At 69.6% G+C, this 23489-nt stretch carries 25 protein-coding genes; 11 read left to right on the top strand and 14 right to left on the bottom strand.

Annotated features, from left to right (window positions below; translation table 11 throughout):
* Nucleotides 1-3 precede the first annotated feature (3 nt).
* From QUD34_RS03185 to purF, 3 genes are read right to left on the bottom strand one after another with little or no spacing between them, the layout of a single operon-like run.
* Nucleotides 4-339, bottom strand: a complete 336-nt coding sequence (locus tag QUD34_RS03185; protein ID WP_286355151.1) for a hypothetical protein — start codon at nucleotides 337-339, stop codon at nucleotides 4-6.
* Nucleotides 336-1121: an NRDE family protein gene (locus QUD34_RS03180; RefSeq protein ID WP_286355150.1), complete on the bottom strand. Its 786-nt coding sequence runs from the start codon at nucleotides 1119-1121 to the stop codon at nucleotides 336-338. The genes QUD34_RS03185 and QUD34_RS03180 overlap by 4 nt, the downstream gene beginning before the upstream one ends.
* A 48-nt stretch (nucleotides 1122-1169) precedes the next feature.
* On the bottom strand, nucleotides 1170-2540 hold the full coding sequence (gene purF, locus QUD34_RS03175; RefSeq protein WP_286355149.1) for an amidophosphoribosyltransferase: 1371 nt from the start codon (nucleotides 2538-2540) through the stop codon (nucleotides 1170-1172).
* Between the two features lie 80 nt (nucleotides 2541-2620).
* Here purF and QUD34_RS03170 point away from each other — a divergent pair, with 80 nt between their 5' ends.
* A complete protein-coding gene (locus QUD34_RS03170) occupies nucleotides 2621-3379 on the top strand; it encodes a hypothetical protein (protein WP_286355148.1) in 759 nt (252 codons plus the stop codon).
* Between the two features lie 9 nt (nucleotides 3380-3388).
* Here QUD34_RS03170 and QUD34_RS03165 read toward each other — a convergent pair whose 3' ends face one another.
* The gene (locus QUD34_RS03165) at nucleotides 3389-3979 is read right to left on the bottom strand and encodes a hypothetical protein (RefSeq protein ID WP_286355147.1); all 591 of its coding nucleotides are present in this window, start codon (nucleotides 3977-3979) and stop codon (nucleotides 3389-3391) included.
* Nucleotides 3980-4027: 48 nt separating this feature from the next.
* On the opposite strand from QUD34_RS03165, the gene QUD34_RS03160 reads away from it, so the two are divergent.
* On the top strand, nucleotides 4028-4660 hold the full coding sequence (locus tag QUD34_RS03160; RefSeq protein WP_286355146.1) for an HAD family hydrolase: 633 nt from the start codon (nucleotides 4028-4030) through the stop codon (nucleotides 4658-4660).
* A gap of 4 nt (nucleotides 4661-4664) precedes the next feature.
* Here the strand turns inward: QUD34_RS03160 and QUD34_RS03155 are convergent, their stop codons facing one another.
* The 3 genes from QUD34_RS03155 to QUD34_RS03145 are packed head-to-tail and all read right to left on the bottom strand — an operon-like array spanning nucleotide 4665 to nucleotide 7030.
* Nucleotides 4665-5171, bottom strand: coding sequence for a hypothetical protein (locus QUD34_RS03155; protein ID WP_286355145.1), 507 nt, complete (start codon nucleotides 5169-5171; stop codon nucleotides 4665-4667).
* 51 nt (nucleotides 5172-5222) lie between these two features.
* The gene (locus tag QUD34_RS03150) at nucleotides 5223-6470 is read right to left on the bottom strand and encodes a tetratricopeptide repeat protein (RefSeq protein ID WP_286355144.1); all 1248 of its coding nucleotides are present in this window, start codon (nucleotides 6468-6470) and stop codon (nucleotides 5223-5225) included.
* A 2-nt stretch (nucleotides 6471-6472) separates the two neighbouring features.
* Complete coding sequence (locus QUD34_RS03145; RefSeq protein WP_286355143.1) at nucleotides 6473-7030, bottom strand: TlpA family protein disulfide reductase; 558 nt, start codon at nucleotides 7028-7030, stop codon at nucleotides 6473-6475.
* A gap of 59 nt (nucleotides 7031-7089) precedes the next feature.
* On the opposite strand from QUD34_RS03145, the gene QUD34_RS03140 reads away from it, so the two are divergent.
* Both QUD34_RS03140 and QUD34_RS03135 read left to right on the top strand, forming a co-directional pair.
* A complete protein-coding gene (locus QUD34_RS03140; protein WP_286355142.1) occupies nucleotides 7090-7917 on the top strand; it encodes a sulfurtransferase in 828 nt (275 codons plus the stop codon).
* 75 nt (nucleotides 7918-7992) lie between these two features.
* Entirely contained in the window at nucleotides 7993-9198 is a 1206-nt protein-coding gene (locus QUD34_RS03135) for an MDR family MFS transporter (RefSeq protein WP_286355141.1), read from the top strand.
* Here QUD34_RS03135 and QUD34_RS03130 read toward each other — a convergent pair.
* From QUD34_RS03130 to rocD, 4 genes are all read right to left on the bottom strand, one after another.
* Nucleotides 9183-9668 carry a hypothetical protein gene (locus QUD34_RS03130; protein WP_286355140.1) on the bottom strand — a complete coding sequence of 162 codons (486 nt, stop codon included), beginning with the start codon at nucleotides 9666-9668 and terminating at the stop codon, nucleotides 9183-9185. The genes QUD34_RS03135 and QUD34_RS03130 overlap by 16 nt on opposite strands.
* Nucleotides 9669-9747: 79 nt before the next feature.
* Nucleotides 9748-10212, bottom strand: a complete 465-nt coding sequence (locus QUD34_RS03125) for an MOSC domain-containing protein (protein ID WP_286355139.1) — start codon at nucleotides 10210-10212, stop codon at nucleotides 9748-9750.
* 75 nt (nucleotides 10213-10287) lie between these two features.
* On the bottom strand, nucleotides 10288-10692 hold the full coding sequence (locus QUD34_RS03120) for a hypothetical protein (RefSeq protein ID WP_286355138.1): 405 nt from the start codon (nucleotides 10690-10692) through the stop codon (nucleotides 10288-10290).
* Nucleotides 10693-10790: 98 nt separating this feature from the next.
* A complete protein-coding gene (gene rocD / locus QUD34_RS03115; protein WP_286355137.1) occupies nucleotides 10791-12005 on the bottom strand; it encodes an ornithine--oxo-acid transaminase in 1215 nt (404 codons plus the stop codon).
* Between the two features lie 230 nt (nucleotides 12006-12235).
* Between rocD and QUD34_RS03110 the strand changes: the two genes are divergently transcribed.
* The 5 genes from QUD34_RS03110 (at nucleotide 12236) to QUD34_RS03090 (ending at nucleotide 18215) form a co-directional block, all read left to right on the top strand.
* The gene (locus QUD34_RS03110; RefSeq protein ID WP_286355136.1) at nucleotides 12236-12976 is read left to right on the top strand and encodes a YIP1 family protein; all 741 of its coding nucleotides are present in this window, start codon (nucleotides 12236-12238) and stop codon (nucleotides 12974-12976) included.
* Nucleotides 12977-14224, top strand: coding sequence for an efflux RND transporter periplasmic adaptor subunit (locus QUD34_RS03105; RefSeq protein WP_286355135.1), 1248 nt, complete (start codon nucleotides 12977-12979; stop codon nucleotides 14222-14224). It abuts the gene before it with no gap.
* Nucleotides 14224-15447 carry an ABC transporter permease gene (locus tag QUD34_RS03100; RefSeq protein ID WP_286355134.1) on the top strand — a complete coding sequence of 408 codons (1224 nt, stop codon included), beginning with the start codon at nucleotides 14224-14226 and terminating at the stop codon, nucleotides 15445-15447. The genes QUD34_RS03105 and QUD34_RS03100 overlap by 1 nt, the downstream gene beginning before the upstream one ends.
* A 115-nt stretch (nucleotides 15448-15562) precedes the next feature.
* Nucleotides 15563-16921 carry an acyclic terpene utilization AtuA family protein gene (locus QUD34_RS03095; protein WP_286355133.1) on the top strand — a complete coding sequence of 453 codons (1359 nt, stop codon included), beginning with the start codon at nucleotides 15563-15565 and terminating at the stop codon, nucleotides 16919-16921.
* Nucleotides 16922-17033: 112 nt separating this feature from the next.
* Nucleotides 17034-18215 carry an FG-GAP repeat domain-containing protein gene (locus QUD34_RS03090; protein ID WP_286355132.1) on the top strand — a complete coding sequence of 394 codons (1182 nt, stop codon included), beginning with the start codon at nucleotides 17034-17036 and terminating at the stop codon, nucleotides 18213-18215.
* A gap of 45 nt (nucleotides 18216-18260) precedes the next feature.
* Here the strand turns inward: QUD34_RS03090 and QUD34_RS03085 are convergent, their stop codons facing one another.
* Nucleotides 18261-18722, bottom strand: coding sequence for an Hsp20/alpha crystallin family protein (locus tag QUD34_RS03085; protein WP_286355131.1), 462 nt, complete (start codon nucleotides 18720-18722; stop codon nucleotides 18261-18263).
* 192 nt (nucleotides 18723-18914) lie between these two features.
* On the opposite strand from QUD34_RS03085, the gene QUD34_RS03080 reads away from it, so the two are divergent.
* A complete protein-coding gene (locus QUD34_RS03080; protein ID WP_286355130.1) occupies nucleotides 18915-20009 on the top strand; it encodes a S1C family serine protease in 1095 nt (364 codons plus the stop codon).
* A gap of 139 nt (nucleotides 20010-20148) precedes the next feature.
* Here QUD34_RS03080 and QUD34_RS03075 read toward each other — a convergent pair whose 3' ends face one another.
* Nucleotides 20149-20958, bottom strand: a complete 810-nt coding sequence (locus QUD34_RS03075; protein WP_286355129.1) for an MqnA/MqnD/SBP family protein — start codon at nucleotides 20956-20958, stop codon at nucleotides 20149-20151.
* 30 nt (nucleotides 20959-20988) lie between these two features.
* On the bottom strand, nucleotides 20989-21510 hold the full coding sequence (locus QUD34_RS03070) for a tetratricopeptide repeat protein (protein WP_286355128.1): 522 nt from the start codon (nucleotides 21508-21510) through the stop codon (nucleotides 20989-20991).
* 72 nt (nucleotides 21511-21582) lie between these two features.
* Here QUD34_RS03070 and QUD34_RS03065 point away from each other — a divergent pair, with 72 nt between their 5' ends.
* Complete coding sequence (locus tag QUD34_RS03065; protein ID WP_286355127.1) at nucleotides 21583-23436, top strand: tetratricopeptide repeat protein; 1854 nt, start codon at nucleotides 21583-21585, stop codon at nucleotides 23434-23436.
* Nucleotides 23437-23489: the final 53 nt, after the last annotated feature.

Raw genomic sequence — 23489 nt, 5'->3', positions numbered from 1 at the left:
GGCCTAATCGATCAGCCGCGGCAGCAGCCGGGCGGCCTGATCCCGGGCCAGGCGCGCCGCCACCAGGGCATTCCGCGCGGCATCCTCGGGGCTCTGCCGGGGGGTGAGGAGGGCCTCGAGCTGCCCGCGCAGCCGGGCCACTTCGCCTTGGGGATCCGGCAGGCGGCGCCGCGCCGCCGCTTCGAAGGCCACCAGGAAGCACTGGATGGCGTCGCAGGCCGTGCTCACGATGGCCGCGCTGTGACGGTGGTCGAGATCCAGCGCCAGGGCAGCCGCCAGGAAGCGCAGGCCATCCTCGAAGCGGGCCTGAGGCGCCCCGGAGGGGCCGGAACCCGTCATGACGACCGGCCCTCCGGTTCGAGGGTCCACCGCGCATCGGTGCGTCCGGACGGCTGGCCGGAGGGGTCGAAGCGCAGCTCGGTGAAGCGGACGGTCCCGTCCCGCCCCAGGGCCGCCAGGGTCGTGCAGCGCGTCCCGTAGCGCGGGCTCACGATGAAGGGCGGAGAGAGCAGGCGCTCCAGGTCGAGCCCCACGCCCGTGTCGGGAAGGTCCGCATCGGGAGCGGGCTGTGCATCGGCCAAGGCGGCGAGCAGCGGGGTTTCGTCGTCCTTCCCCGCGGCCACCCAGGCCTCCATCACCGCCCGGAGCCGCTCCGTCTTCGGCCAGGGGGTGTCCAGGTCCGCATTCGAGACGACATGCACCCCCGGCGGCACTTGGCGGGAGAGGAACCGCGGGTGGTTGTTCAGGTAGCGCAGGTCCCCGCCATCCCACAGCAGCAGGTTGAAGCCGGCGTAGGCCATAGCCCGGGCGGCCATCCCTTCAGAGAAGGCGTGCGCCGATTCGCGGCCCCGCACGAAGGAGGCCACCAGCGCCCCCCGGGACGGCGCCGCCGGGTCCGGGGCCTCCATGCGCCGCACATTGGTGACGCAGGCCAGACGGCCCCGCTCCGACAGCGCGAGCCAGCTGCCCCCCTGGGCCAGGTCGCGGCCCCCGAACACCCCGGGCGCGTCCTCCCAGGGGCCCGCCGGGGCCGTGGGCCGCGCGTGGTATTCGTCACGGTTGGCGGCCACCACCAGCTCGAAGGCGGTATGGGCGCGGTAGGCGAGCGCGATGAGGCACATGGCCCATGATAAGCACCGATAAGCGCCGGAAGGGCCCCCGGACCGCTCCTAGCCCTTCGTGCCCGGCGCCACGGGATAGTTGCCCGTGAAGCAGGCGTAGCAGAAGCCCTGGCCATCGTCGCCCATGCAGGCTTCGAGATCCTTCAGGTCGAGGTAGCCGAGGCTGTCGGCTTCCACGAACGCCGTGATCTCCGCCAGCGACATGTAGGAGGCGATGAGGTGCTGCCGCTTGGGCGTGTCGATGCCGTAGAAGCAGGAGTGCGTGGTGGGCGGGCAGGCGATGCGCATGTGCACTTCCTTGGCCCCGGCCTCGCGCACCATCTGCACGATCTTCTTGCTGGTGGTGCCGCGCACGATGCTGTCGTCCACCAGCACCACGCGCTTGCCCGCCAGCAGGTGGCGCACCGGATTCAGCTTCACCTTCACGCCGAAGCTGCGGATGTTCTGCTTGGGCTCGATGAAGGTGCGGCCCACATAGTGGTTGCGGATGATGCCGAAGTCGAAGGGGATGCCGGACTGCTCGGAGTAGCCCAGGGCGGCGCTCACGCCGCTGTCGGGCACTGGCACGATGAGATCGGCCTCCACGGGGTGGCGCAGGGCCAGGCGGCGGCCCATCTCGCGGCGGGCCACCATGACGCTCTGGCCATAGACCAGCGAGTCGGGCCGTGCGAAGTAGATGTGCTCGAAGACGCAGGGCTTGGCCTGCACCTTCGGCAACGGGAAGAGGGAGCGGAGCTCCCCGCCCCGGCGCGGCACGACCACCATTTCGCCGGGAGCCACATCGCGCACATAGGCCGCGCCCACCAGATCGAAGGCGCAGGTCTCGGAGCTGAACACGGTGGTGCCGTTCATCTGGCCCATGGCCAGCGGCCGGAAGCCGTGGGGATCCCGGGCGGCGATGAGGGTGTGCTCCGTGAGGATGAGCAGGGAATAGGCGCCCTGCGCCTGGCGGAGGGCCGAGACCACGGCATCCTCCAGGGTGTCCGCCTGGGCCCGGTTGATGAGGGCCAGCAGCACTTCGGAATCCGAGGGGCTGGTGAAGGTGTGGCCGTCCGCGATCAGGGCGGCGCGCAGGGTCTCGGTGTTGGTCAGGTTTCCGTTGTGGCAGAGGGCCACCTGGCCGAAGCGGCCGTGGATGAGGAAGGGATGCGCGGCCGAGGCGACATTGCCGCCGGTGGTGGAATACCGCGTGTGGCCGATGGCGGCATCACCGGGCAGGCCGTCCAGGACGGTTTCGGTAAACACATCCGCCACATAGCCCAGGGCCTTGTGCAGGTGCAGCCCCTGGTCGTCGCCGGAGCAGATCCCCGCCGCCTCCTGGCCCCGGTGCTGCAGGGCGTAGAGGCCCAGGTAGGTCTGACGGGAGGCTTCCGCCTGGGGGCAGATCCCGAACACCCCGCATTCGTCCCTGAACGGCATGATTCCTCCGAGTCCTCCAGAATAACCCTCGGGAACCGGAACCCGTAGCTTCGGCATCCCTGGTCGACCCCGGAGCCCCCATGCGCCTGCCCACCCTCCTGCTTGCCCTGGCCCTGCCGCTGACCTTGTCGTTGGCCCCGACCTTGGGCGCCAACAGCCTCGACGACCTGCGGGCCGCCCTCCAGAAGCCCCACGGGGGCGAGGCCGTGAAGGCCACCCTGGAGCACAGCTTCTGGCGCCAGACCACCGAGGACAAGAAGCCCATCGTCAGCCAGGGGAAGGTTTCCGCCCAGCTGGAGGAGGGCCCCCGGGGGCTCCTCGTGACCTGGGCCCGGCCCACCCTCCAGCAGGCCGTCCGGGAGCTGGCCGCCCAGGAGCGCGAGCCCGAGCGCGCCGCGCCCACCCGCACCGCCCTGAGGAACCTGGACCCCCTGGAAGCCACCGAGGCCCTGGACTACGCCGAGGCCCTGCTGCGCGACCTGGGGCAGGCCCAGCTCCTCGAGGAGCGGCCGGAGGCCTGGCAGGGCCGGCCGGCGAAGCTGCTGGTGTTGAAGCTCACCCCGAAGATCCCGGAGAATCAAAGGAAGTATCTGAAGGAACTCAAGGTAGATGCGAAGGTCTGGGTGGGTGCCGATGGCCTGCCCCTGGCCTTCTCCAGCACCGTGGCCTACAAGGGCAGCCGCATGTTCATCAGCTTCGAGGGCGGCAGCAGTCAGGAGCGGCAGTTCACCCGGGTCGGGAGCCGACTGGTGGTGAGCCGGGCCACCAGCGAGGACCGCAATGCCGGATTCGGCACCTCCACCCTGACGAAGAAGGTCACGACCCTGAGCCTGCTCTGACCGGGACCGCTACCGGACGGTGCCGCCGTCTTCGGCTTCCGCCTGCTGCTCCTGCGACCAGGCCTGGAGGGTGCTGAGGAGCACCGTCCCCGCCTCGGCGGGGGCCAGCGATTCCGTGGCGTCCAGGCCCTCGAGGTGCAGTTCCAGCCGGGCGAGGTCGCCGCGCTCGAAGCGGGCGCTGAGGTCGCAGAGGGCCAGCAGCCGGGGGGCGACCTCGACCAGGGCGGTGGAGGCGTGCAGGCCCTTGGGCAGCTCCAGGCTCCACACCGGCAGGCTGCGCGTCCCGAAGCGCAGGGCGATGGGTTCGGCACGCGTCTGGGGCGAAGGACCCGCCAGGTAGAGCAGGCGCTCGGCCCGCCCCAGCAGCAGGGCCTGGGCGTAGGGCGTGCCCTGGGTGCGGTCCGCCTCCAGCCGCCAGCCGCCCATGCGGGGTTTCTTCACGCGGTTGTGGCTGACGGTGCCCGCCGTGGCCACCAGGCGGAACCGGGTCTCCAGCGGCGCGGCCTCGCCGCGCATCCACACCTGCATGCGGTACCGCAGCCCTTCCTGCGCCGCCACGGGAAGGGATAGGGCCAGTAGAAACGCTGCTCGCAGGTGCATCAAGGAACCGTCCTCCTTTGAGCATGCCATCCCGTGAGATCCTGGGCCATGCCGCTCTGCTTCGACCTCGATGGGACCCTGGGCCATTTCAGCTCCGGCTTCGTGCTGCTGCGGGAGGCCCTGGGCGAACTATGGGGCTCCGCCCCCAGCGCGGAGGAGCTGGGCCGCTGCACGGGCTCCACGGACTGGGAGATTGTCGACGAGCTGCACCGCATGCGCTTCGAGACGGGGCTCGATGAAGCGGGCTACGAGGCCTACGAGGCGGCCTGCGTGGAGCGCTTCCGGACCGTCTTCGCCCCCGGGGGGCGCGAGGCCGTGGCCTACGCGGGCATCCTGGACGCCCTGCATCGCCTGGCGGCCCATCACCGGGTCTGGGTGGTTTCCGGCAACGCACCGGACCTCCTGGCCTTCAAGGCCGAGGTCCTGGGCATCGATCCGGCCATCCCCCGCCTGGGCTCCCTGCCGCGCCACGATCGGACCGCCCTGCTGCGACGGGCTCTGCAGGACTGCCCCGGACCCCACCTCTATGTGGGCGACCGCCCCCACGACCTGAACGCCGCCCAGGCCGCCGGCCTGCCCTTCCTGGGCGTGGGCGGGGCCGTGCCCGGCGCCCATCCGAGCCTGCCCATCGACGCGGATCCGGAGCAGGTGGTCCAGTCCGTGGCCGCGCTCATGCGGTGAGGCTCTACCTCGTTCGCACTTCGAAGTCGTCGAGGAAGGCCAGGGTGCGCGGATCATCCTCCCGGCGGACGACGGCCTGAGCATGGTGCAGGCGGCCCCGGCGGAGCACCACCACGCCTTCGATGAAGCCGCCGTTGGCGCCTTTCACCTTGTAGCGGAATCCGGGCCCTTTGGCGGCCGGAAGCTCCGTGCGCCGCAGGGCGCCGAGGCGGTAGGTCAGGAAGTTCTGGAAGGTGGTCAGGATCTCCCGCGGCGTGGTCCCGCCCTTGTCGCCCGGCGGCAGATTGCCCACGGCCACGCTGAAGGTCTCGTCCAGCCGCCCGGGCGGGCTCATGGCCAGGTCGAACCACTCCACCTCCCCGAAGGGACCGGGGTCCGTGTGCCGGTGCAGCTTCGGCGGCCCCGGGAAGGTGGCGGCGACGCCCAGGTTCTCGTTCTCGATGCGGCGCGGGTCGTCCTTGCAGCCCATCAGGGCGAGCAGGGCCACCAGGCTGATCGAGCTGCGGAGCATGACACCTCCCTGACCTGTCATCGGACGAGCCGGTCGAGAAGTTGATTCATTTCATGCAGGGCCCTGGCGGGAGGCCTCGGTCCAGCGGGCCGCCTCCCGGGGATCCCTGACCACGCCGTGGCCTCCCAGGTAGGCCTGGGCCAAGGCGCCCATGGCCTCCCGGTGGCCGGCCTCGGCCGCCCGGCGGAACCAGACCACGGCGCACGAATCGTCCGGGGGCATCGACGGCGTGCCCTTCCGGTAGGCCACGCCCAGACGGAAGCAGGCCTCGGGATCCCCCGCCTCGGCCGCTTCGCGCAGGCGGTCCCGGCCCTGCCGCGGCCGGTCCCGGCGCAGCTGCCATGCCAGCCAGGCCAGCATGATCCCGGGCGGGGCGAGCATCAGCAGGGGCAGGAAGAAAAGCCCGGAAGCCCCCACCAGGAAGAAGGTGACCACCGTGCCCATCCCCAGCCCCGCCAGCAGGACCGCGCCCACGCCCAGCGCCCAGCGTCCCGCCCGGTGCTGGAGCCCGCGGTCCGCCATGTCCTCGAGGCTCTGGAGGAAGCTGGCCCCCGCCTGGACCAGGGGATCCTCCGGGGCGGCGTCATGCCGCAGGAGGCTTCGACTCAGGGGCGGGTGCGGGGCCAGGCGCTCGGCGACCTCGGCCCAATGCCGGGCCTGGCCCGGATCCACCGCCACGCCATCACCCCTCGCGTGGGCCTCGGTCAGCCAGGCCGCCGCGGGACCGAACCCCGCCGCCGCCGAGGCCTGATACCAGCGGAGCGCCCCCTCCGCATCGCCCCGACCTCCGCGGCCCGTGCGCAACGCTTCCGCCAGCCAGAAGGCCGCTTCGGGATGCCCCTGTTGCGCGGCCCGGACCATGCGTTCAAGGCCGGCGATCTGCCCGCCCGCGCCGAACCCGCCGTCGAGATAGGCCAACCCCTCCTGGAACAGGGCCTCGGCCCCGCCCAGACCGGCTGCCTGCTCCAGGCACCAGTGGGCCTGGCTGGAGCGATGTGCTTCCCTCGCCCACTGGATCCAGAGGGCCCCGGGATCCGGCGCGAACCGAGCCGCCCAGCGGCGGACCCCGCGCTCCAGGTGCATCAGCACCGGCGTGGTGGTCCCCACCATGGCCCCGATCACCGCCGCCACCCCGATGCCCCAGATCACCAGGGCCAGCAGGGTGGCCCAGCCCAAAGCCAGTGGGGCCAGGGGCGTCGGCAGCAGCAACAGCGGTCCCAGCAGGATCAAGGCCAGCCACCCCAGCGGCCGGCCCCAGACGGGCCAGCCCGCCAGCGGGGCGGCAGGCTGGGCGGCCATGCTCAGCGGGCCTTCAGGGCCTCGTCCAGGGCCCGCCGGGCCCGGCCCTCCGCGTAGCCCGCCCAGCGCTGCACCAGGCGGCCCTTCCGGTCCACGATGAGCGTGGTGGGGATGCCGCTGATCTCGCCGAACGGTTCCAACCCGCGCTCCCCGTCCGGCAAGTAGGCCGTGAGGCCCAGTCGGGGGTTCTGGGCCAGGAAGGGCTTCACATCGTTCCATCCGTCCCGGTCCACGGAGATGGGCAGCACCACGAAGCGGTCGCCACCGGCCTTCTGGAGTTCGGCCACTTCCGGAAGCGATTTGCGGCAGGGAGGGCACCAGGTGGCCCACACATCCACCAGCACCACCTTGCCCTGGTAGTCCGCCAGGGTGTGCCGGTTCCCCTCGGCATCGCGAAAGGCCACGCGGCTCACATCGACCCCGGCGGAGACTCCGCCCTCCTGACCGCCCCCGAAGAGGCCCCGCACCGCCACCCCCCCGGCCAGCAGCAGGCCCCCGCCCACCAGGACCGCGGCCGCCAGGGTCCGCCAGCGGGATTCGGGAACATAGGCGTCGGACATGGGGACTCCAGGATCAGCCTTGAGGGTACTGCCGCCGGCAGCCGCTTCATACTGGAGGGATGCCCATCCTGTCCGCCTCCGATCTCCGCCTCCGCCTGCCCGGCGTCCGCCTGCTGGATGCCCGGCAGGATTCCGCCGACTACGCTGCCGGCCACCTGCCCGGCGCGCTCCATGCGGACCTGAACCGCCACCTGAGCACGGCCACCGACCCCGGCCATGACCCGGCCCGGGGCGGGCGCCATCCCCTGCCGCCCCTGGCGCGCTTCGCGGCCCAGGTGGGCGCCTGGGGCATCGATCCCGGCACGGAGGTGGTCGTCTACGATGCCAGCGGCGGGGGGAATGCCGCGGCCCGCCTCTGGTGGATGCTGCGGGCCCTCGGGCACGAGCGCGTCTTCGTGCTCGACGGCGGCCTCCAGGCGGCCGTCGAGACCGGCTTGACAGTGACTGTCGAAGTGCCTGCCGTGGCCTCCCTCGGGCTGTACCCGGCGGAGCGCTGGGCCCTTCCCCTGGCGGACGCGGAGGCGGTGGACGCGATCCGGCAGGATCCCACCCGCCGCTTGCTGGATGTGCGCTCCGCCGAGCGGTGGCGCGGGGAGAACGAGACCCTCGACCCCGTCCCCGGCCACATCCCCGGCTCCCTGAACCTGTCCTGGACGGACAACCTGGGCCCCGGAGGCCGCTTCAAATCGCCCGGAGACCTGCGTGCCCAGTACCAGGCCCTGCTGGGGGGCGTACCGCCCGGGCGCCTCACCGTCCATTGCGGCAGCGGCGTCACCGCCTGCCACACCCTCCTGGCTCTCGAGGTGGCGGGCCTCTCCGGCGCCTCGCTGTATGTGGGCAGCTGGAGCGAGTGGTGCCGCAGCGGTCGGGAGAGGGCCCGGGGCTAGAGAAAATCCGATGACCTCGGCGCTCCCCCTGCCCCGGGGCGGGAAGAACGCCGGTCTTTCGCTAGAGTGAAAGGCATGAACCCCTGGAAGGGCCTCCGAGGCCTCCCCCGCGAAGTCTGGCTGGTGTGCGCCAGCACCCTGGTCAACCGCCTCGGCACCATGGCGCTGCCCTTCCTGGTGCTCTACCTCACCGAGGGCCGCCGCTGGACGCCGGGCGAGGCCGGGTTCGGCATGATGGTCTACGGCGCGGGAGCTCTGGCAGCCGGGCCCTTCTCGGGCCGGCTGGCGGACCGGCTGGGCCATGTCCAGGTGTTGAAGGCCAGCCTCTGGTCGTCGGGGACGCTGCTGCTGCTGCTCCCCTTCGCCACGGCCAGGCCGCTGCTCTTCGCCCTCATCTTCCTCTGGGCGGGCCTCACCCAGGCCTTCTGGCCCAGCGCCATGGCCCTGTTGGCGGACCTCGCTCCGCCCGAGCAGCGCAAGGCCGTCTATGCCCTGCACCGGCTGGCCGTGAACCTGGGCATGGCCGTGGGGCCGGCGGTGGGCGGCTTCATCGCCCATCGAAGCTACACCTGGGTGTTCTGGACCGACGGACTCAGCACTCTGGCCGGGGCCCTCCTGCTGGGCCTGCTGCTGAAGACGCCGCCCCGGCCTTCTCCCCATCACGAGCAGGCGCGGGGCGCCAGCCCGTGGCGGGACCGCCACCTGGCCTTCCTCCTCCTCCCCTTCGTCCCCCTGCTGATGGTGTTCTTCCAGATCGAGGGCACCCTGCCGCTGTGGGTGGTGCGCGACCTGGACCTGGGCAGCCGCTTCTACGGCCTGCTGTTCACGGTCAACACCCTGATCATCGTGGCCCTGGAGGTCTCGCTGAACCTGGCCATGGCCCGGTGGCCGCACGGCCGGCAGCTCTTCGTCGGGGCGCTTTGCCTTGCCGCGGGCTTCGGCCTGACGGCCTGGGCCACGGGCCGCACCACACTGATCCTCACCACGGTGATCTGGACCTTCGGCGAAATGATCCTGTTCCCGGCCATGAGCGACGCCGTGGCCACCCTGGCGCCCCCGGACCGGCGCGGCGAGTACATGGGCCTGCTTTCCCTCTGCTTCGCCGCCGGCCTGGCCCTGGGCCCCTGGCTGGGCGTTCTGGCCTACGCCAAGGCCGGCCCGCGCGCCGTGTGGCTTTCCGCCTTCGGGGTCGCCCTGGGCGCCGGTCTGCTGTTGGCCCGGTTCCGGACGCCGGACGGCCCCCGGCCGCCCCGGGACCAGCCCCTTCAGTCCGCCGGGTAGCTGGGCGCCAGAGACTCCTTCCGGGTCTGCCGCCGGCGCTTCAGCGCCTCCTTGGCCTGGGCTTCCAGCCCTTCGTACTGGCGCTTCTGTTCGTCGTTCAGGGTGGCGAGAATCCTCCGGTCGTATTCCTGGTGGGCCGCCTGCGCTTTCCGGAGCTTCTGGTAGGGACGCAGGGACGCATCGCCCTGGATGGCCCGCATCTGCTCCTGGCGCTCCGCCAGGATGGCCTTCAGCTGGATTTTCTGCGGGTCGGTCAGGCCCAGCTGGACCGCAAGCCGTTCCACCGCCACCTCAGGCGCCACGGGCGCCCGATCCGGCGCGGTGGCCACGCGGCGGCTCGCCGGAACCAGGGGCGCCGGGCTCTGGGCGCAGGCCGGTGTCCATGCCGAAGCCCAGGCCGCAGCCCAGGCCAGGGCGAGGCCTCCGGCGAAGGTCAAGCGCAGGTCCCATCGGATGAAAAGGCTCGTCATGGCGGTATCCCCCAACCCTTCCATGGAGGCCGTGGACCCGCGATCGGTTGAACCGGGCGACCCGAAATTCTGGGGATCGTCAGACCTGGACCGCATCTCCCACGCGGATCACACCCCCGTCCAGGATCTCGGCGCGCAGGCCGCCCCGGTGGATGAGGCCGGGCAGGATCTGGGGTTTGCCCGTCACTCGGGCGAGGGTGGCGCAGGGTTCACAGAGCTCATGGCCGCGCAGGCGCACCTCGCCCACGGTGAACTCCCGGCCCACCAGGTGGTTCAGCGCCACCCCGCGGGTGACGAGGTTGCGGCGCGTCTCCCCCGGGGCGAGGACCAGGCCCAGCTCCAAGGCCAGCGCCTCGATGGCCTCCGCCTCGATGAGCGTGATCTGACGGCCCGGCTTGGGCTTGGCGGAGAAACTGCCCGCCCGGGTGGCGTAGCGGTCGCCCTCCAGGCCCACCCCGGCGAGGGCGGTGGCTTCGGGCACGCCGCGCATGGAGGCCTCGGCCTCCGCGGCGAGGTGGATGGACTCGACTCGGCCTGGGGTCACGGGCGCCTCCTCCTCCAGTGTCCAGGAAACGGCCACGACCTGCCACGCGGGAGTGGCGCGGGCAGTGACGCGGAATCAATCCCGGATCAGATCCCGGCGGTCCACCAGCCGGAAGGTGCGCCCCTTCCACTGGGCCGCCTGGGGTTCGATCTGCACCGATGCCGGTGGAATCCGTTCCGCCTTGCCCCGGTTCTTGGGATAGAGGAAGACCTGCTCGATCTCCCGGAAATCCTCCCGGTCCTCCGGGAACATGATGTAGCGCACCAGCCAGCCATCCGGAGCGGCATAGGCCTCGTAGCTGTAGTGGCGGCAATCGGGATCCGCCAGCAGATGGGAATCCAGGCGCAGCCAGGCCGGTGGCGCCGGATCGGCCTGGAAGCCCGGAATGGCCCCAGAGGCCCGGACGCCGGCCGGTTCCAGGGGCGGCTGCGCCGCCCCTGGAACCAGGACCAACAGGCAAGTCAGGATCGTTTTCAACATGAAGGAACTCCGGGGATTATGAAATTCCCGATGATGTCCTTCATTTTCCCATCACCCAGGCGTGGATGGGGTAATCAGATTGTGACTTGTGCAGTCATTCAGCCCTGAAGCACGGCTTCCAGCTGATCCACCGCCCAGTCGATCTGCTCCTTGGTGATCACGAGGGGCGGCGCGAGACGGATGATCTGCTCGTGGGTGTCCTTGCAGAGCATGCCGCGCTCCTTGAGCTGGTAGCAGTAGGGGCGGGCCTTCCCCGCGCTCTCCTTGAGCTGCACACCGGCCCAGAGGCCGCGCACGCGCACCAGCTCCACCTTGTCGGACTTCATGTCCTTCAGGCGCTTGGCGAAGTACTCGCCCAGCTCGGCGGCGCGCTCCGCCAGCTTTTCGTCCACCAACACATCAAGGGCTGCGCTGGCCACGGCGCAGGCCAGCGGGTTGCCGCCGTAGGTGCTGCCGTGGATGCCGGGGGTGAACACATCCATGACCTCGTCGTTGGCCAGGAAGGCGCTCACGGGGTAGTAGCCGCCACTGAGGGCCTTGCCGATGGTGATGCCGTCGGGGCGGATGCCCTCGTGCTCGAAGGCGAACAGCTTGCCCGTGCGGCCCAGGCCGGACTGGATCTCGTCGAGCACCAGGAGGCAGTTGTTCTTCGTGGCGAGGTCACGCAGGCCCCTGAGGAAGCCGTCGGGTGGGATGACCACGCCGCCCTCGCCCTGGATGGGCTCCATGAAGATGGCGCAGGTGTTGGGGTTGATCGCCTTCTTCACCGCCTCCAGGTCGCCATAGGGCACGATCACGAAGCCGGGGGTGAAGGGGCCGAAGCGGCTGGTGCTGTCGGGGTCGGTGCTGAAGCCCACGATGGTGGTGGTGCGGCCGTGGAAGTTGCCGTCGGCCACGATGATCTCGGCCTTGCCGTACTCGATGCCCTTCTTGTCGTAGCCCCACTTGCGCATGGCCTTCAGGGCCGTTTCAACAGCTTCGGCTCCGCTGTTCATGAGCAGGGCCTTGTCGAAGCCCGTGAGCTTGCAGAGCTTCTCGAGCAGCGGGGGGAACTGGTCGTTGCGGAAGGCGCGGCTGGTGAGCGCCAGCGTCTTGATCTGGGCGATCATCGCCTCGCCGATCTTCGGGTGGTTGTGTCCCTGGTTCACGGCGGAGTAGGCGGCCAGGAAGTCCATGTACTTCTTGCCGTCCACATCCGTGAGGAAGACGCCCTCGCCCTTGGTGCAGACCACATCGAGGGGATGGTAGTTGTGGGCGCCGTACTGGTTTTCCTGCTGGATCAGCGCTTCGGATTTCGCGGCGAGGGTGGCCATGGGAGCTCCGGGATGGAATGGCGGGATGGGAATGGATGGCTGCCGAACGAGAAAAAGCCAGTGTAGGCCGGCGGGCCCTGATTGTCAGGGATCTCAAGGCTTCCTTGACGAAGTGTCATGGCCCATCCCCCGGAGCCCTCCGCCCGGCCGGCGGTGGATTCCCGCCGCTGGGCGGAAGGATGGGACAATGGGGTCCCCTATCCAGTACGGTGTTGCCTCCGGAGACCCCCATGAGCGATCAGTCCTCCTCCCTGTACGGTGACCAGCCCGAGGCACCGCGCCCCAAGGCCCCCGGGCTCATCGACCAGATCGTCGGCGTCTTCACGGCCCCCGTGGAGCTCTTCCAGAAGCTCAACAAGGCCCCCAGCTGGGGCTGGGCCCTGGGGGTCCTCGTCGTGGCCGCCCTAGTGGTCACGGTGATCTGGGGCCTGCGGGTGGATGTGGAGGAGATGCTGCGGCCCATCCTGGAGCGCAATCCCCAGGTCCAGGCCTCGCAGATCGACATGATCATCGAGATGCAGAAGAAGTTCGTCCTCCCCTTCGGCATCATCGGCGCCCTCTTCGGCACCGCCGCGGCCATGGCCCTGGTGGGGCTCTTCTACTGGCTGATCGGCAAGGCCCTGCCCGAGGCCGAAGCCCCCTCTTACCCACAGGCCCTCAGTGCCGCCGTGGTCCCCACCCTGGTGCGGCTGCCCCATACCCTGCTCCTGATCGTCATCTGCCTGGTGCGTCCCATCGGCGGCCTCACCCCCGAGAAGCTCGCCCCGACCTCCCTGGGCTACTTCATGCATGTGGAGAACCTCAAGCTCCACGCCTTCCTCTACAGCATCGACCTGTTCTACCTGGCCGAGGCCGTGCTGACCTATTTCGCCCTGCGCCACCTCGTCCGCATGAAGACCTCCGGGGCCCTCATCTGCGTCCTCCTGCCCATGGCCTTCGGCATCGGCCTCCGCATCCTCGGAGCCAAGTAGATGGCGTCCCGGAACACCAAGCTCCTGCTCGGCGGGGCCGCCGCCCTCGTCATCCTGATCGTTCTCGGCATCGCCTTCGGCGGCGCCAAGGATGAGGACAGCGCCTATTCCTGGGATGCGGTGGGCCGCGGCGACATCCGCGAGACCATCAGCGCCAGCGGCGAGATCCGCGCCAAGACCCAGATCAACATCGGCACCTCCGTGGCCGGCGAGATCAAGGCCATCCATGTGAAGGACGGCCAGGATGTGAAGGCGGGCGACCTGCTCGTCAGCATCGACCAGGAGCGCCTCAAGCAGGCCCTGGCCCAGGCCCAGGGCCTGCTTGAGGCCGCGCGGCAGGACGCCTCCCGCCTCGAGGCCGCCATGCGCCGCGCCGTGGACAGCTTCCCGCGCTACGAGGCCCTGCGCCAGCAGGGCCTCATGTCGGACGAGGACTTCCGCCAGCAGAAGCTCGCCAAGGAGAGCGCCGTCCTCTCCTACAACAGCGCCCGGGCCAATGTCGCCCAGAGCGATGCCAACCTGAAGGCCATGCAGGACGGCCTGTCCAAGGCCACCCTGCGCGCGCCCATCACGGGCCGGGTCACGAGCCTGAAGGCGGAAAAGGGCGAGACCGCCATTCCCGGCATGAGCAACCTGCCGGGCGCCACGCTGATGGTCATCTCCGACATGAGCGAGATGCAGGCGGAGATCAAGGTCAACGAAAGCGAAGTGGTGCGCACGAAGGTGGGCCAGACCGCCCAGGTCACCGTGGAGTCGCTGCCGGGGAAGGTCTTCCCGGGCTCCGTCATCGAGGTGGCCACGGGCACGGAAAAGACGGGCACGGACGCCAACCTCTACAAGGTGAAGGTGCTGCTCCAGGGCCAGGCGTCGGACCTGGGCCAGCTGCGGCCCGGCATGAGCACCCGCGCCGTGATCCTCACCCGCGAGGCCAAGGGCGTGCTGCGCGTCCCCCTGCAGGCCGTGCTCGAGCGCGAGGGGAATCCCGACGAGGCCCAGAAGCAGGGCCTCCTGGCCCCCATGACCCGCAACATCGTCATGGTCTTCAAGGGCGGCAAGGCCCAGGAGCGGACCGTGCAGGTGGGCATCGCCAACACCCAGTTCTTCGAGCTCAAGGAGGGCCTGGCCGAGGGTGACAAAGTGCTCACGGGGCCCATCCGGAAGCTGAAGGAGCTGAAGGACAAGGCCACGGTGACGCTGCGCGCCCGGTCGGACAGCGACCTGGCGAAGGTCAAGGACACGAAAAAATAATGGACATCCGCGAGCCCCTCTCCGCCGCCGTTCGCGCCCTCAAGGCCAACAAGCTGCGCTCCGCCCTCACCACCCTCGGCATCATCATCGGCGTGGCGGCCGTGATCGTGGTGGTGAGCCTGGTGCAGGGCCTCCAGACCAGCGTCCTGAAGCAGGTGGAGCGCGCGGGCAGCCAGACCATCTTCATCCGGCCCGTCATGCCGGGCGACATGCCCTTCGCCGAGCTCACCAAGATCAAGAACAAGGACCTGACGCTGGACAACATGCGGGCCCTGGCCCACGCGGTGCCCCAGATCACCCAAGTGACGCCGATCTTCTTCAACGGCTCGGAGGTGAAGGCCGATGGCCGCACCGCCAACGCCAACCTCATCATGACGGACGAGAGCTACCTCGAACTCAACAGCATCAACCTGGTGGCGGGCCGCAACTTCGTGCCCTCGGACCTGCGGCTGGGCAACAAGGTGGCCATCATCGGCCCCCGGGTCATCGAGAAACTGGGCCTGAAGGGCAACCCGCTCGGCCACATCCTCACCACGCCGACCCTCAGCCTCGAGGTGATCGGCGTGCTGGAGGAGCAGGGTGCGCAGCTGGGCAACGACCCGGACCAGAACATCCTCATCCCGCTCAGCACGGGCCTGGCCCAGCTGTCCGAGACGCAGCGCCGGCAGCTCTTCTTCCAGGCCCGCATCGACCCCCGCCTCACCGCCGACGACGGGGCCGCCCTGGTGGAGGATGCCCTGCGCCGCATCAAGGGTCTGCGCGGCAAGGAGCTCAGCGGCTTCAAGGTGTTTAGCCCCAAGCAGATCACGGGGATCATCAGCGGCATCACCGGCACCATCACCGCCGTGGCCGGCGGCATGGTCTCCATCGCCCTGCTGGTGGGCGGCATCGGCATCATGAACATCATGCTGGTGAGCGTCACCGAGCGCACCCGCGAGATCGGCGTCCGCAAGGCCGTGGGGGCGAAGCGCCACGACATCATGCTGCAATTCCTCATCGAGGCCGCCTTCCTCTGCGTGCTGGGCGGCGCCATCGGCGTGGGCCTGGGCTTCATCCTGGGCGCGGCCCTGGGCAAGGCCCTCCTGGGCACCATGGGTTCGGTCCCCATCTGGGCCATCGTCAGCGCCTTCGCCGTGCCCGCGGCCATCGGCCTCATCTTCGGCCTCTACCCCGCCGCCAAGGCCAGCAAGCTGGATCCCATCGAGGCGCTGCGCTACGAGTAGCTCCCCGCCTTGGGATCCCGCGGTTCCGCCGACAACCCCCAGAGCGGATGGGGCCCCGTCCCATCTATTCCTCCCGTACGAGTAGACTGATCGTCCGTCTCGATCGGAGTTGAAGATGTCCAAGCTCGTCCGCATCGCCAATGGCCAAGGTTTCTGGGGCGACAGCATCGACGCCCCGGTGCGCCTGGTGGAGGCCGGGGGCATCGACTACCTGACGCTGGACTACCTGGCCGAGGTCACGCTCTCCATCATGCAGAAGCAGCGCCGGAAGGATCCGAATCTGGGCTATGCCACCGATTTCGTGGACTTGATGAAGCGCGTGCTGCCCCAGCTCAAGGCCACCGGCATCCGCGTGGTGGCCAACGCCGGCGGCGTGAACCCCGAGGCCTGCCGCGCCGCCGTGCTGGAGGTCGCCCGCCAGCTGGGCATCACGGGCCTGAAGGTCGCCACCGTGACCGGCGACGATGTGCTGGCCCGGCTCCCCGAGTTCGAGGCGAAGGGCCTGAAGCTGGCGAACATGGACACCGGCGAGGGCCTCTTCGACGCGCCGCGGACCATCCTCAGCGCCAATGTCTACCTCCAGACCCAGGCCATGGTGGAGGCGCTGGACACCGGCGCGGACATCGTGCTGACGGGCCGCTGCACGGACCCGGGCCTGACCCTGGCGCCCCTGATCCACGAGTTCAAGTGGGCCCCGGAGGATTGGAACCGCCTGGCCGCGGGCACGGTGGCGGGCCACATCCTCGAGTGCGGCGCCCAGAGCACCGGCGGGAACTTCAGCCGCTGGTGGGAGGTGCCCGAACTCTGGAATGTGGGCTATCCCATCGCCGAGGTCGCGGAGGACGGCACCTTCGTCATCACCAAGCACGCCGGCACCGGCGGCCTGGTCACCGTGGATACGGTCAGCGAGCAGCTGGTCTACGAGATGGGCGACCCGGAGAACTACATCACGCCCGATGTGGTGGCGGATTTCACGAGCATCCACCTCGAACCGGCCGGACCCGACCGGGTGCGCGTCAGCGGGATCACCGGCAAGCCCCGCACGCCCTTTCTCAAGGTGAGCGGGGCCTACCTCAAGGGCTACAAGGCCACGGGCCAGCTGACCCTCTGCGGCCCCCGGGCCCTGGAGAAGGCGCAGCTCTGCGCGGACATCGTCTGGAAGCGCCTGAAGGCCGCGGGCTTCGACTACGAACACACGGACGCCGAATTCCTGGGCGCCAGCACGGTGCACGCGGGCATCGCACCCGCCCCGGCGGATCCCGCCGAGATTGTGCTGCGCCTCAGCGTGAAAGACCCCGATCGGAAAAAAGTGGAACGCTTCGGCCGGGAGATCGCCCCGCTCGTCACGGCGGGCCCGGCGGGCGTCACCGGTTTCGCCGGAGGCCGTCCCAAGGCCCAGGAGATCGTGGCCTACTGGCCTGCCCTGCTGCCCCGGGAGCTCGTCACCTGGCGGGTGAGCGTCGAGGAGATCTGAGGGCTCAACCATCCAGGTTCCCGCGGCGTCCATGGGGTGTCCGGGCCTGAGCCCGCCCTTGCGGAATCCGGCCCGCCGCGCATCCTTGTTTTCACAGGTTCCAGGAGCTTCCATGCGCCTTCCCGCCCTGCTCTCCGGTTCTCTCGGGATCCTCGCCCTGCTGGGATGTTCAAGCTCAGATCATGCCAACGGCCCCGCCTCCGGCTACCTGGTGAACGCCATCGCGGTGGCCGACATCGACGCCAACGGCCTGCCGGACATCCTCGGCATGGTCTCCACGAACCTGGGTGGGGCGGCGACCCAGGGCTATGTCTCCACACGGCTCCAGAGGTCCGCCGGGAGTTTCGTCCTGCCCACCCGCTTCGGCGTGGGTACGGGGCCGGCCAACCTGACCCTGGCGGATCTGAATGGGGACGGGCGCCCCGATCTCATCGTGGCCAACGCCGGGGACCAGAGCATCTCGGTCCGCTTGGCGGATCCATCCCGGCCCGGCTTCTTCCAGCCCGCCACCGTGCTCGCCACGCCGGGACGCCGCCCCCTGGATGTGGCCGCGGGGGACTTTGATGGCGACGGCCGGATGGACCTCGTGGTGGCGGCCAGCGGGGCCAACAGCGTGCTCGTCTTCACGCAGACCGCCACCGGCGCCTTCAATGCGCCCCTGGCCTACGCCGTCGGGGGCGATCCCCAGGCCGTGGCCGCCGTGGACCTCGACGGCAACGGCCGGACCGACCTGGCCGTGGCCACCACCGCCAACACCGTGTCCATCCTCCTCCAGACTGGCGCCGGGATCTTCGCCCCCGCCGTGGACTACGCGACGGGCACCCAGCCCGTGGCCATCAAGGCCGTGGACCTCAACGGGGACGGCAGGCCTGATCTCCTCACCGCCAACTACGGGGCGGCCGTAGGCCCCACCGCCCAGGGCCTGAGCGTGCTGCTCCAGGGCGCGCCCGGCACCTTCCTGACCCCCGTCCACTACGCCACCGGCTACCGCTCGACCGCCCTGGCCGTGGGGGACCTGAACGGCGATGGCAAGGTGGATGTGGTGGTGGCCGACTCGGGGCTTCCGGGCGATCCAGGCGGCCTCTCCGTCTTCCTCCAGGATCCCGCCACACCCGGGGCCCTGCTGGCGCCAGCCAGCTACCGGGGCAACTGGGGGCCCATGGGCGTGGCCATCGGCGACATGGATGGCGATGGCTTCCCGGACCTGGTGCTGGCGGATGGCGACATCACGGTGCGCCTCAACAGCCCGACCGCGCCGGGCACCTTCGGTCCCCCCCTGTTCTTCTACAACTGACGCGAAAAGGCCCCGTTTCCGGGGCCTTTTCCGAGAGCGGAACGCTCATCCGAGGCTGACACTGATCTTGCGGGGCCGGACCTCCGGGCGCTTCGGCACCATGAGGGTCAGGACGCCGTTGCGGAGTTCCGCCACCACCTTCTCGCCCTCCACATCTTCGGGAAGGCTGAAGGTGCGGCTGAAGTGGCCGTGGCTGCGCTCGGACAGATGGATGCGCTCGCCGTCCTTCAGGACCTCCTCCTCGCGCTTGCCGGCCACGGTGAGGCGGGTCCCCTCCAGGCTGATCTCGAGGTCAGCCTCGAGGATGCCGGGCAGGTCGGCCCGGAACTGGTAGGCATCCGGGCTCTCCTTCACATCGAAGCTGGGCATGAAGGCGGCGGTCGGGGCGCCGAGGTCATAGTCGCGGAGCGGGTCCCAGCGCATGAAATCGCGCATGAAGCGGAAGGGCTCCAGGCTCGCGGCCGTGGCCGGCGTCACTTGGGGGGTGCGGGTGCGAAGGATGGTCATGATTCCTCCTGTGAATGGGGCACTCAGCCATCGATGAGCCTGAGACCCAGGCCATGATGCTGTTGCCGAATAAAATCTTAGTGTTTAAATGTCACATGTCAAGCATCGATTTTCAAAAATCATAATTATTCGTTCTCAAGGGGTTGACCTATCCACCCGGCCCGGTAGATTGGGTGCCGCCTTGGAGGTTCCATGCGCCGAAGCATTCTCATCCTCGGCCTCTTGTCCGCGGGCGTCTTCGCGGGCTGGTGTGGCCACGCCCTCACCCCGAGCCTCGCCAGGCCCCGTCCCGTGGAGCCCCGCGGCCCGCTGCCCGAGTGGGAACAGGTGCCCATCCGCCGCTTCAAGGAGGCCGCCCCCAGCGTGGTCTACATCACCACCACCGAGGAGCGCAGCCGGGATTTCTTCGGGCTCGATGTGGTGGAGGTCCCGGCGGGCTCGGGCACGGGCTTCATCTGGGATGCGGAAGGGCATGTGGTGACGAACTTCCATGTCATCCAGGGGGCCGCGCGGGCCTACATCACCCTGGCGGACGGCAGCCGCCACGAGGCCGCCTATGTGGGCGGAGCCCCGGACAAGGACCTGGCCGTGCTCCTGCTGGCGAAGACGCCCCCGAAGCTGCGCCCCATCCCCCTGGGCAGCAGCGCCGACCTGCAGGTGGGCCAGGCCGTGCTGGCCATCGGCAATCCCTTCGGCCTGGACCAGACGCTCACCACCGGCGTGGTCTCGGCCCTGGGCCGCGAAATCCAGAGCGTCACCCGGCGCCGCATCGCCGGCGTCATCCAGACGGACGCGGCCATCAACCCCGGCAACAGCGGCGGGCCGCTGCTGGACAGCGCGGGCCGCCTCATCGGCGTGAACACCGCCATCCAGAGCCCCAGTGGCGCCAGCGCGGGCATCGGCTTCGCCGTGCCCGTGGATACCGTGAACCGCGTGGTGCCGCAGCTCATCGCCCGGGGCAAGCTGGAGCGCCCGGACCTGGGCCTCGAGCCCGTGGCGCCGCGGCTGGTGGAGCGCGCCTTCGGCCCCCAGAAAGGGGTGATGGTCGGCAAGGTGTTCAGGGGCAGCGCCGCGGCCCGGGCCGGTCTTCAGGGCGTGGGCGTCGACGGGCGCCGCGTGGTGGCCGGCGACCTCATCCAGGCCGTGAACGGCCGCGTCATCGAGGACTGGGACGGCCTGCTGGATGCCGTGGAGGCCCTGCCCCTGGGCAGCAGTGCCCAATTGGACATCCAGCGCGAGGGCCGGAAGCTGCGGGTGCCCATCCGCCTGGAGGCGGCGCGGGAGTGAAGCTCCGTCGGCCAGAAACGACCTCCACGAAGGACACGAAGGGAAAGACAAGGGCACGAAGGAATCCCTTCGTGCCCTTCATTCTTTTCTTGGTGGCCTTCGTGGAGATCCTTATTCCTTGTTGGACTCCCGGTGGACTTCAGCCCTGGATCCACACGGGTTCGAGGCCCAGCAGCCGGGTGACGGCCTCCCGGCCCCGGGGCCCGGGGTCCACCGTGAAGTCGTTCACCCAGGCGTTCACATAGCGGCCGATCATCTCGCGGTCCATGCCGCGGCCGAAGGACTGGCTGTAGTCCACGCTCTCCCAGTGGCGGGCACGGGCCATCTCGACGCTCTTCCGCATCAGGATGGCGAAGCGCTGCTTCACCTCGGCGGGCAGGTCCTTCCGGATGGCGTTGCCGCCCATGGGCAGGGGCAGATCGTAGGCGTGCTTCCACCAGGCGCCCAGGTCCACCACCAGGCGCAGCCCCGCGTCCTGGTACATGAGCTGGCTCTCGTGGATGAGCAGGCCCGCCTCGAAACGGCCCTCGGCGACGGCCGGCAGGATCTGGTCGAAGGGCACGAGCTCGACCGCGGCCTCGAAGCCATGCTCGGCGCACCACTTCCGCATGGCCAGGTAGGCGCTGGTGCGGCGTCCCGGGATGGCGATGGTCAGGCTCTTCAGGGCCGCCACATCCATGGGGGTGCGGCTCACCACCAGCGGGCCCGTGCCCTCCTGGATGCTCGAACCCGCCGTCAACAGGTCATAGCGGTCGTTCAATTCAGGGTAGGCGCCGAAGCTGATGGCGGTCACATCGTAGCGGGCCTCCACGGCCTCGGCGTTCAGGGTTTCGATGTCCTTGCGGACGAAGGTGATGTCGAAGCCCTCAGGATCCAGCCACCCCAGGGCCAGGGGGGCCATCATGTAGGCGTCGTCAGAATCGGGGCTGTGGGCGATGGTGAACTTCATGGCGTCTCCCGCCTCCAGTTCACCATGAGTTCAGCGGATCGTCTCCGGGTTCTGCGCGGCCAGCTTGCCCTTCACGCGCTCCACCGCCTTGGCGGCCAGGATGTAGCGTGGGTTCTCGTCCAGGGCGTGGCGGAAGTGCTCCAGGGCCTTGTCCAGCTGGCCCTTGGCCTCATAGACACGGCCCAGGTTGAAGTGGGGGAAGCAGTAGCTTTCATAGCGCTTGGCCTTCAGGGCCATGCGCAGCCAGGGAATCGCCTCGTCGGGCTCGCCCTGCTCGACATAGTAGGCGCCGATGTCGTTGTAGGGATTGCCGAACTCGGGATCCAGGTCGATGGCCCGGTGGCAGTCCTCGATGGCCGAGGCGTAGTCCTTCTCGAAGGACCGGGCCCAGCCCCGGAAGGTGTAGGCCTCCGCCGTGGGGCAGATTTCGATGGACTTGGTGTAGAGGCTGATGGCCTTCGCCACCTCGTTCTTCATGTGGAGCTGATAGGCCTTCCCCACCCACTCCATGGCTTCCTGGCGCTTGTCCTGCCGATCCTGCTCGTCGCTCATGGGAGGCCCTCGCCGCCATCAGGATAAAACCTTCAGACCTCGGAAGCCATCCTCCCCATCTATCCTGGTGTCATGGCCAACGACCTGCCCGGCTCCTACTGCCAGAACTGCCTCACCTGGAATCCCGGGGATCGGGAGACTTGCGTAAAGTGCGGCACGCGGCTCCTCATCCTTGCCGGGGACCAGACCTGGGAGGACGAACCTGAGGAGGCCGAGGGCGGCGAGGATCTGGAAGAGCACCTCCTGGAGCGCATCACCGGCCTGGAGGAGACCCTCCGCCGGGTGGAGACCTACCTGGAGACCGTCTCCGACCAGCTGGGCAAGCTGGAGCGCAGCGAGGTCATGCTGCGCAACGGCCTGATGGCTCTGGTGCAGGAGATGGAGCAGAAGCGCCAGCTGGACGCCCACGCCTTCTCCGAACGCTGGGAGCACCTGGTGGAGGAGAACCTGAACCTCATCAGCGCCCGGGAGCTCTTCACCCGCTACCGGGCCCGGATCCTTCCCATCGCCCGGCCCAAGTCCATGTCCCAGCTCAAGCGGGCCCTGCTGGAGACCACGGCCCTGCTGGAATCCGCCGACCTGCCGGGCGCCGCCCAGCGCCTGGGCCAGGCCCTGCCCCTGGATCCCAAGAACTACGAGCTCATCTTCACAGTCGCCTCGCTGCACGAAGCCGCCCAGAACTTCGAGGAGGCGGAAAGCCTGGCCCGGAAGGCCGTGGGCCTGAGCCCCCGGCACTTCGAGGCCTGGATGCTGCTGGCCAAGCTCCTCCAGGAGCTGCCCGAGCGCGCCGACCAGGCCATCGAGGCCATGCACCAGGCCGCGGACCTGCGCCCCGACGATCCCGAGCCCCGCATGATGCTCGCGGAGCTGCTCCTGGAGCAGGAGGATCTCCAGGGCGCCCTGGAGGCCGCCCAGGAGGCCGTGGTCCGCCGGAAGGACGGGGAGACGCTGCTGTTGCTGGGGCAGGTCCACCTGGCCCGCGGCGAGAGCGCCCTGGCCGTGCCCGTGCTCAAGGACGCCAGCGCCTACCTGCCGGGCGACCTGCATGTGCGGGAGGCCCTGGCCGAAGCCTATCTCCTGCAGGACGAACGCCCCAAGGCCTTCGCCATCCTCCATGAGCTGCTCCTGCAGAACCCGGGGGATCCGCAGCTGCTGCTGATGCTGGATGCCGAGACCCACCCCCAGCTGCGGGAGGCCCGGGACGGCAAGCCCGGCACCCAGACCCTGCTGGACGAGGCCGAGACCCTCCTGGACGAGGACCAGCTGGAATCCGCCGCCCTCCTCCTGAAGCGCGCCCGCCGCAAGGGCCGGAGCCAGCGCCTCGAGTGGCTCGAGCTGCGCCTGGCCTTCCTCCGGCAGCCTGAAAAGACCCTGAAGGCCGCCCTCGACTTCGCCTGCTCCGACCGCCACCCCCGCCTGTGCTTCCTCGCCCTGCGCCTGGTGCTCGAACACCTCATGGCCCAGAAGCGGGAACCGGAGATCGCCCGGGCCCTGGACGCCTTCCTCACCCGGCACCCCAAGAGCAGTGGCGCCTGGGAAGCCGCCCTCATGCGCCTGGCCTACCGCCTCATGAACGGCCAGGTCACCGAGCAGGACCTCGTCGAGGTCCGCCGTCTCCACGCCCACCCCCTGCCCGGCCTGGAGCCCCGCGCCCGCACCCTGCTGGGGCAGTACCTGTTGGCCCTGAAGCACCATCAGGATGTGCTGGACCTGCTGGACCCCCTCCTGGAAAAAGAGCCCACCCTCATCAACCATTTCCAGCTGGGCGCGGCCCTGGCGGGTCTGGGCGAGCGGGAGGAGGCCCGGATCCTGCTCAAGGCCGGCCTGGAGGCCGACCCCGGGGACCTCAACGAATCGCAGGCCAAGGGCGTCCGGTCCCAGATCCGGGGCCTCATGAAGGAATTGGACGAGCCGCCCCAGCCGTGACCGGGGCCACATCCTATTAAGTTGACAATTTTGGTCGAGATTTCAGAATGGAT

Origin of the sequence: Geothrix oryzae (assembly GCF_030295385.1) — a bacterium.
Lineage (GTDB): Bacteria > Acidobacteriota > Holophagae > Holophagales > Holophagaceae > Geothrix > Geothrix oryzae.
Note: the sequence above shows the minus strand (reverse complement) of the source record. Positions and strands in the feature narration are given on the sequence as shown.

What these genes read in the sequence shown, in the direction of transcription:
- QUD34_RS03185 (WP_286355151.1), bottom strand. Translation starts at nt 339, where the DNA reads ATGACGGGTTCCGGCCCCTCCGGGGCGCCTCAGGCCCGCTTCGAGGAT.
- QUD34_RS03180 (WP_286355150.1), bottom strand. Translation starts at nt 1,121, where the DNA reads ATGTGCCTCATCGCGCTCGCCTACCGCGCCCATACCGCCTTCGAGCTG.
- purF (WP_286355149.1), bottom strand. Translation starts at nt 2,540, where the DNA reads ATGCCGTTCAGGGACGAATGCGGGGTGTTCGGGATCTGCCCCCAGGCG.
- QUD34_RS03170 (WP_286355148.1), top strand. Translation starts at nt 2,621, where the DNA reads ATGCGCCTGCCCACCCTCCTGCTTGCCCTGGCCCTGCCGCTGACCTTG.
- QUD34_RS03165 (WP_286355147.1), bottom strand. Translation starts at nt 3,979, where the DNA reads ATGCACCTGCGAGCAGCGTTTCTACTGGCCCTATCCCTTCCCGTGGCG.
- QUD34_RS03160 (WP_286355146.1), top strand. Translation starts at nt 4,028, where the DNA reads ATGCCGCTCTGCTTCGACCTCGATGGGACCCTGGGCCATTTCAGCTCC.
- QUD34_RS03155 (WP_286355145.1), bottom strand. Translation starts at nt 5,171, where the DNA reads ATGCTCCGCAGCTCGATCAGCCTGGTGGCCCTGCTCGCCCTGATGGGC.
- QUD34_RS03150 (WP_286355144.1), bottom strand. Translation starts at nt 6,470, where the DNA reads ATGGCCGCCCAGCCTGCCGCCCCGCTGGCGGGCTGGCCCGTCTGGGGC.
- QUD34_RS03145 (WP_286355143.1), bottom strand. Translation starts at nt 7,030, where the DNA reads ATGTCCGACGCCTATGTTCCCGAATCCCGCTGGCGGACCCTGGCGGCC.
- QUD34_RS03140 (WP_286355142.1), top strand. Translation starts at nt 7,090, where the DNA reads ATGCCCATCCTGTCCGCCTCCGATCTCCGCCTCCGCCTGCCCGGCGTC.
- QUD34_RS03135 (WP_286355141.1), top strand. Translation starts at nt 7,993, where the DNA reads ATGAACCCCTGGAAGGGCCTCCGAGGCCTCCCCCGCGAAGTCTGGCTG.
- QUD34_RS03130 (WP_286355140.1), bottom strand. Translation starts at nt 9,668, where the DNA reads ATGACGAGCCTTTTCATCCGATGGGACCTGCGCTTGACCTTCGCCGGA.
- QUD34_RS03120 (WP_286355138.1), bottom strand. Translation starts at nt 10,692, where the DNA reads ATGTTGAAAACGATCCTGACTTGCCTGTTGGTCCTGGTTCCAGGGGCG.
- rocD (WP_286355137.1), bottom strand. Translation starts at nt 12,005, where the DNA reads ATGGCCACCCTCGCCGCGAAATCCGAAGCGCTGATCCAGCAGGAAAAC.
- QUD34_RS03110 (WP_286355136.1), top strand. Translation starts at nt 12,236, where the DNA reads ATGAGCGATCAGTCCTCCTCCCTGTACGGTGACCAGCCCGAGGCACCG.
- QUD34_RS03105 (WP_286355135.1), top strand. Translation starts at nt 12,977, where the DNA reads ATGGCGTCCCGGAACACCAAGCTCCTGCTCGGCGGGGCCGCCGCCCTC.
- QUD34_RS03100 (WP_286355134.1), top strand. Translation starts at nt 14,224, where the DNA reads ATGGACATCCGCGAGCCCCTCTCCGCCGCCGTTCGCGCCCTCAAGGCC.
- QUD34_RS03095 (WP_286355133.1), top strand. Translation starts at nt 15,563, where the DNA reads ATGTCCAAGCTCGTCCGCATCGCCAATGGCCAAGGTTTCTGGGGCGAC.
- QUD34_RS03090 (WP_286355132.1), top strand. Translation starts at nt 17,034, where the DNA reads ATGCGCCTTCCCGCCCTGCTCTCCGGTTCTCTCGGGATCCTCGCCCTG.
- QUD34_RS03085 (WP_286355131.1), bottom strand. Translation starts at nt 18,722, where the DNA reads ATGACCATCCTTCGCACCCGCACCCCCCAAGTGACGCCGGCCACGGCC.
- QUD34_RS03080 (WP_286355130.1), top strand. Translation starts at nt 18,915, where the DNA reads ATGCGCCGAAGCATTCTCATCCTCGGCCTCTTGTCCGCGGGCGTCTTC.
- QUD34_RS03075 (WP_286355129.1), bottom strand. Translation starts at nt 20,958, where the DNA reads ATGAAGTTCACCATCGCCCACAGCCCCGATTCTGACGACGCCTACATG.
- QUD34_RS03070 (WP_286355128.1), bottom strand. Translation starts at nt 21,510, where the DNA reads ATGAGCGACGAGCAGGATCGGCAGGACAAGCGCCAGGAAGCCATGGAG.
- QUD34_RS03065 (WP_286355127.1), top strand. Translation starts at nt 21,583, where the DNA reads ATGGCCAACGACCTGCCCGGCTCCTACTGCCAGAACTGCCTCACCTGG.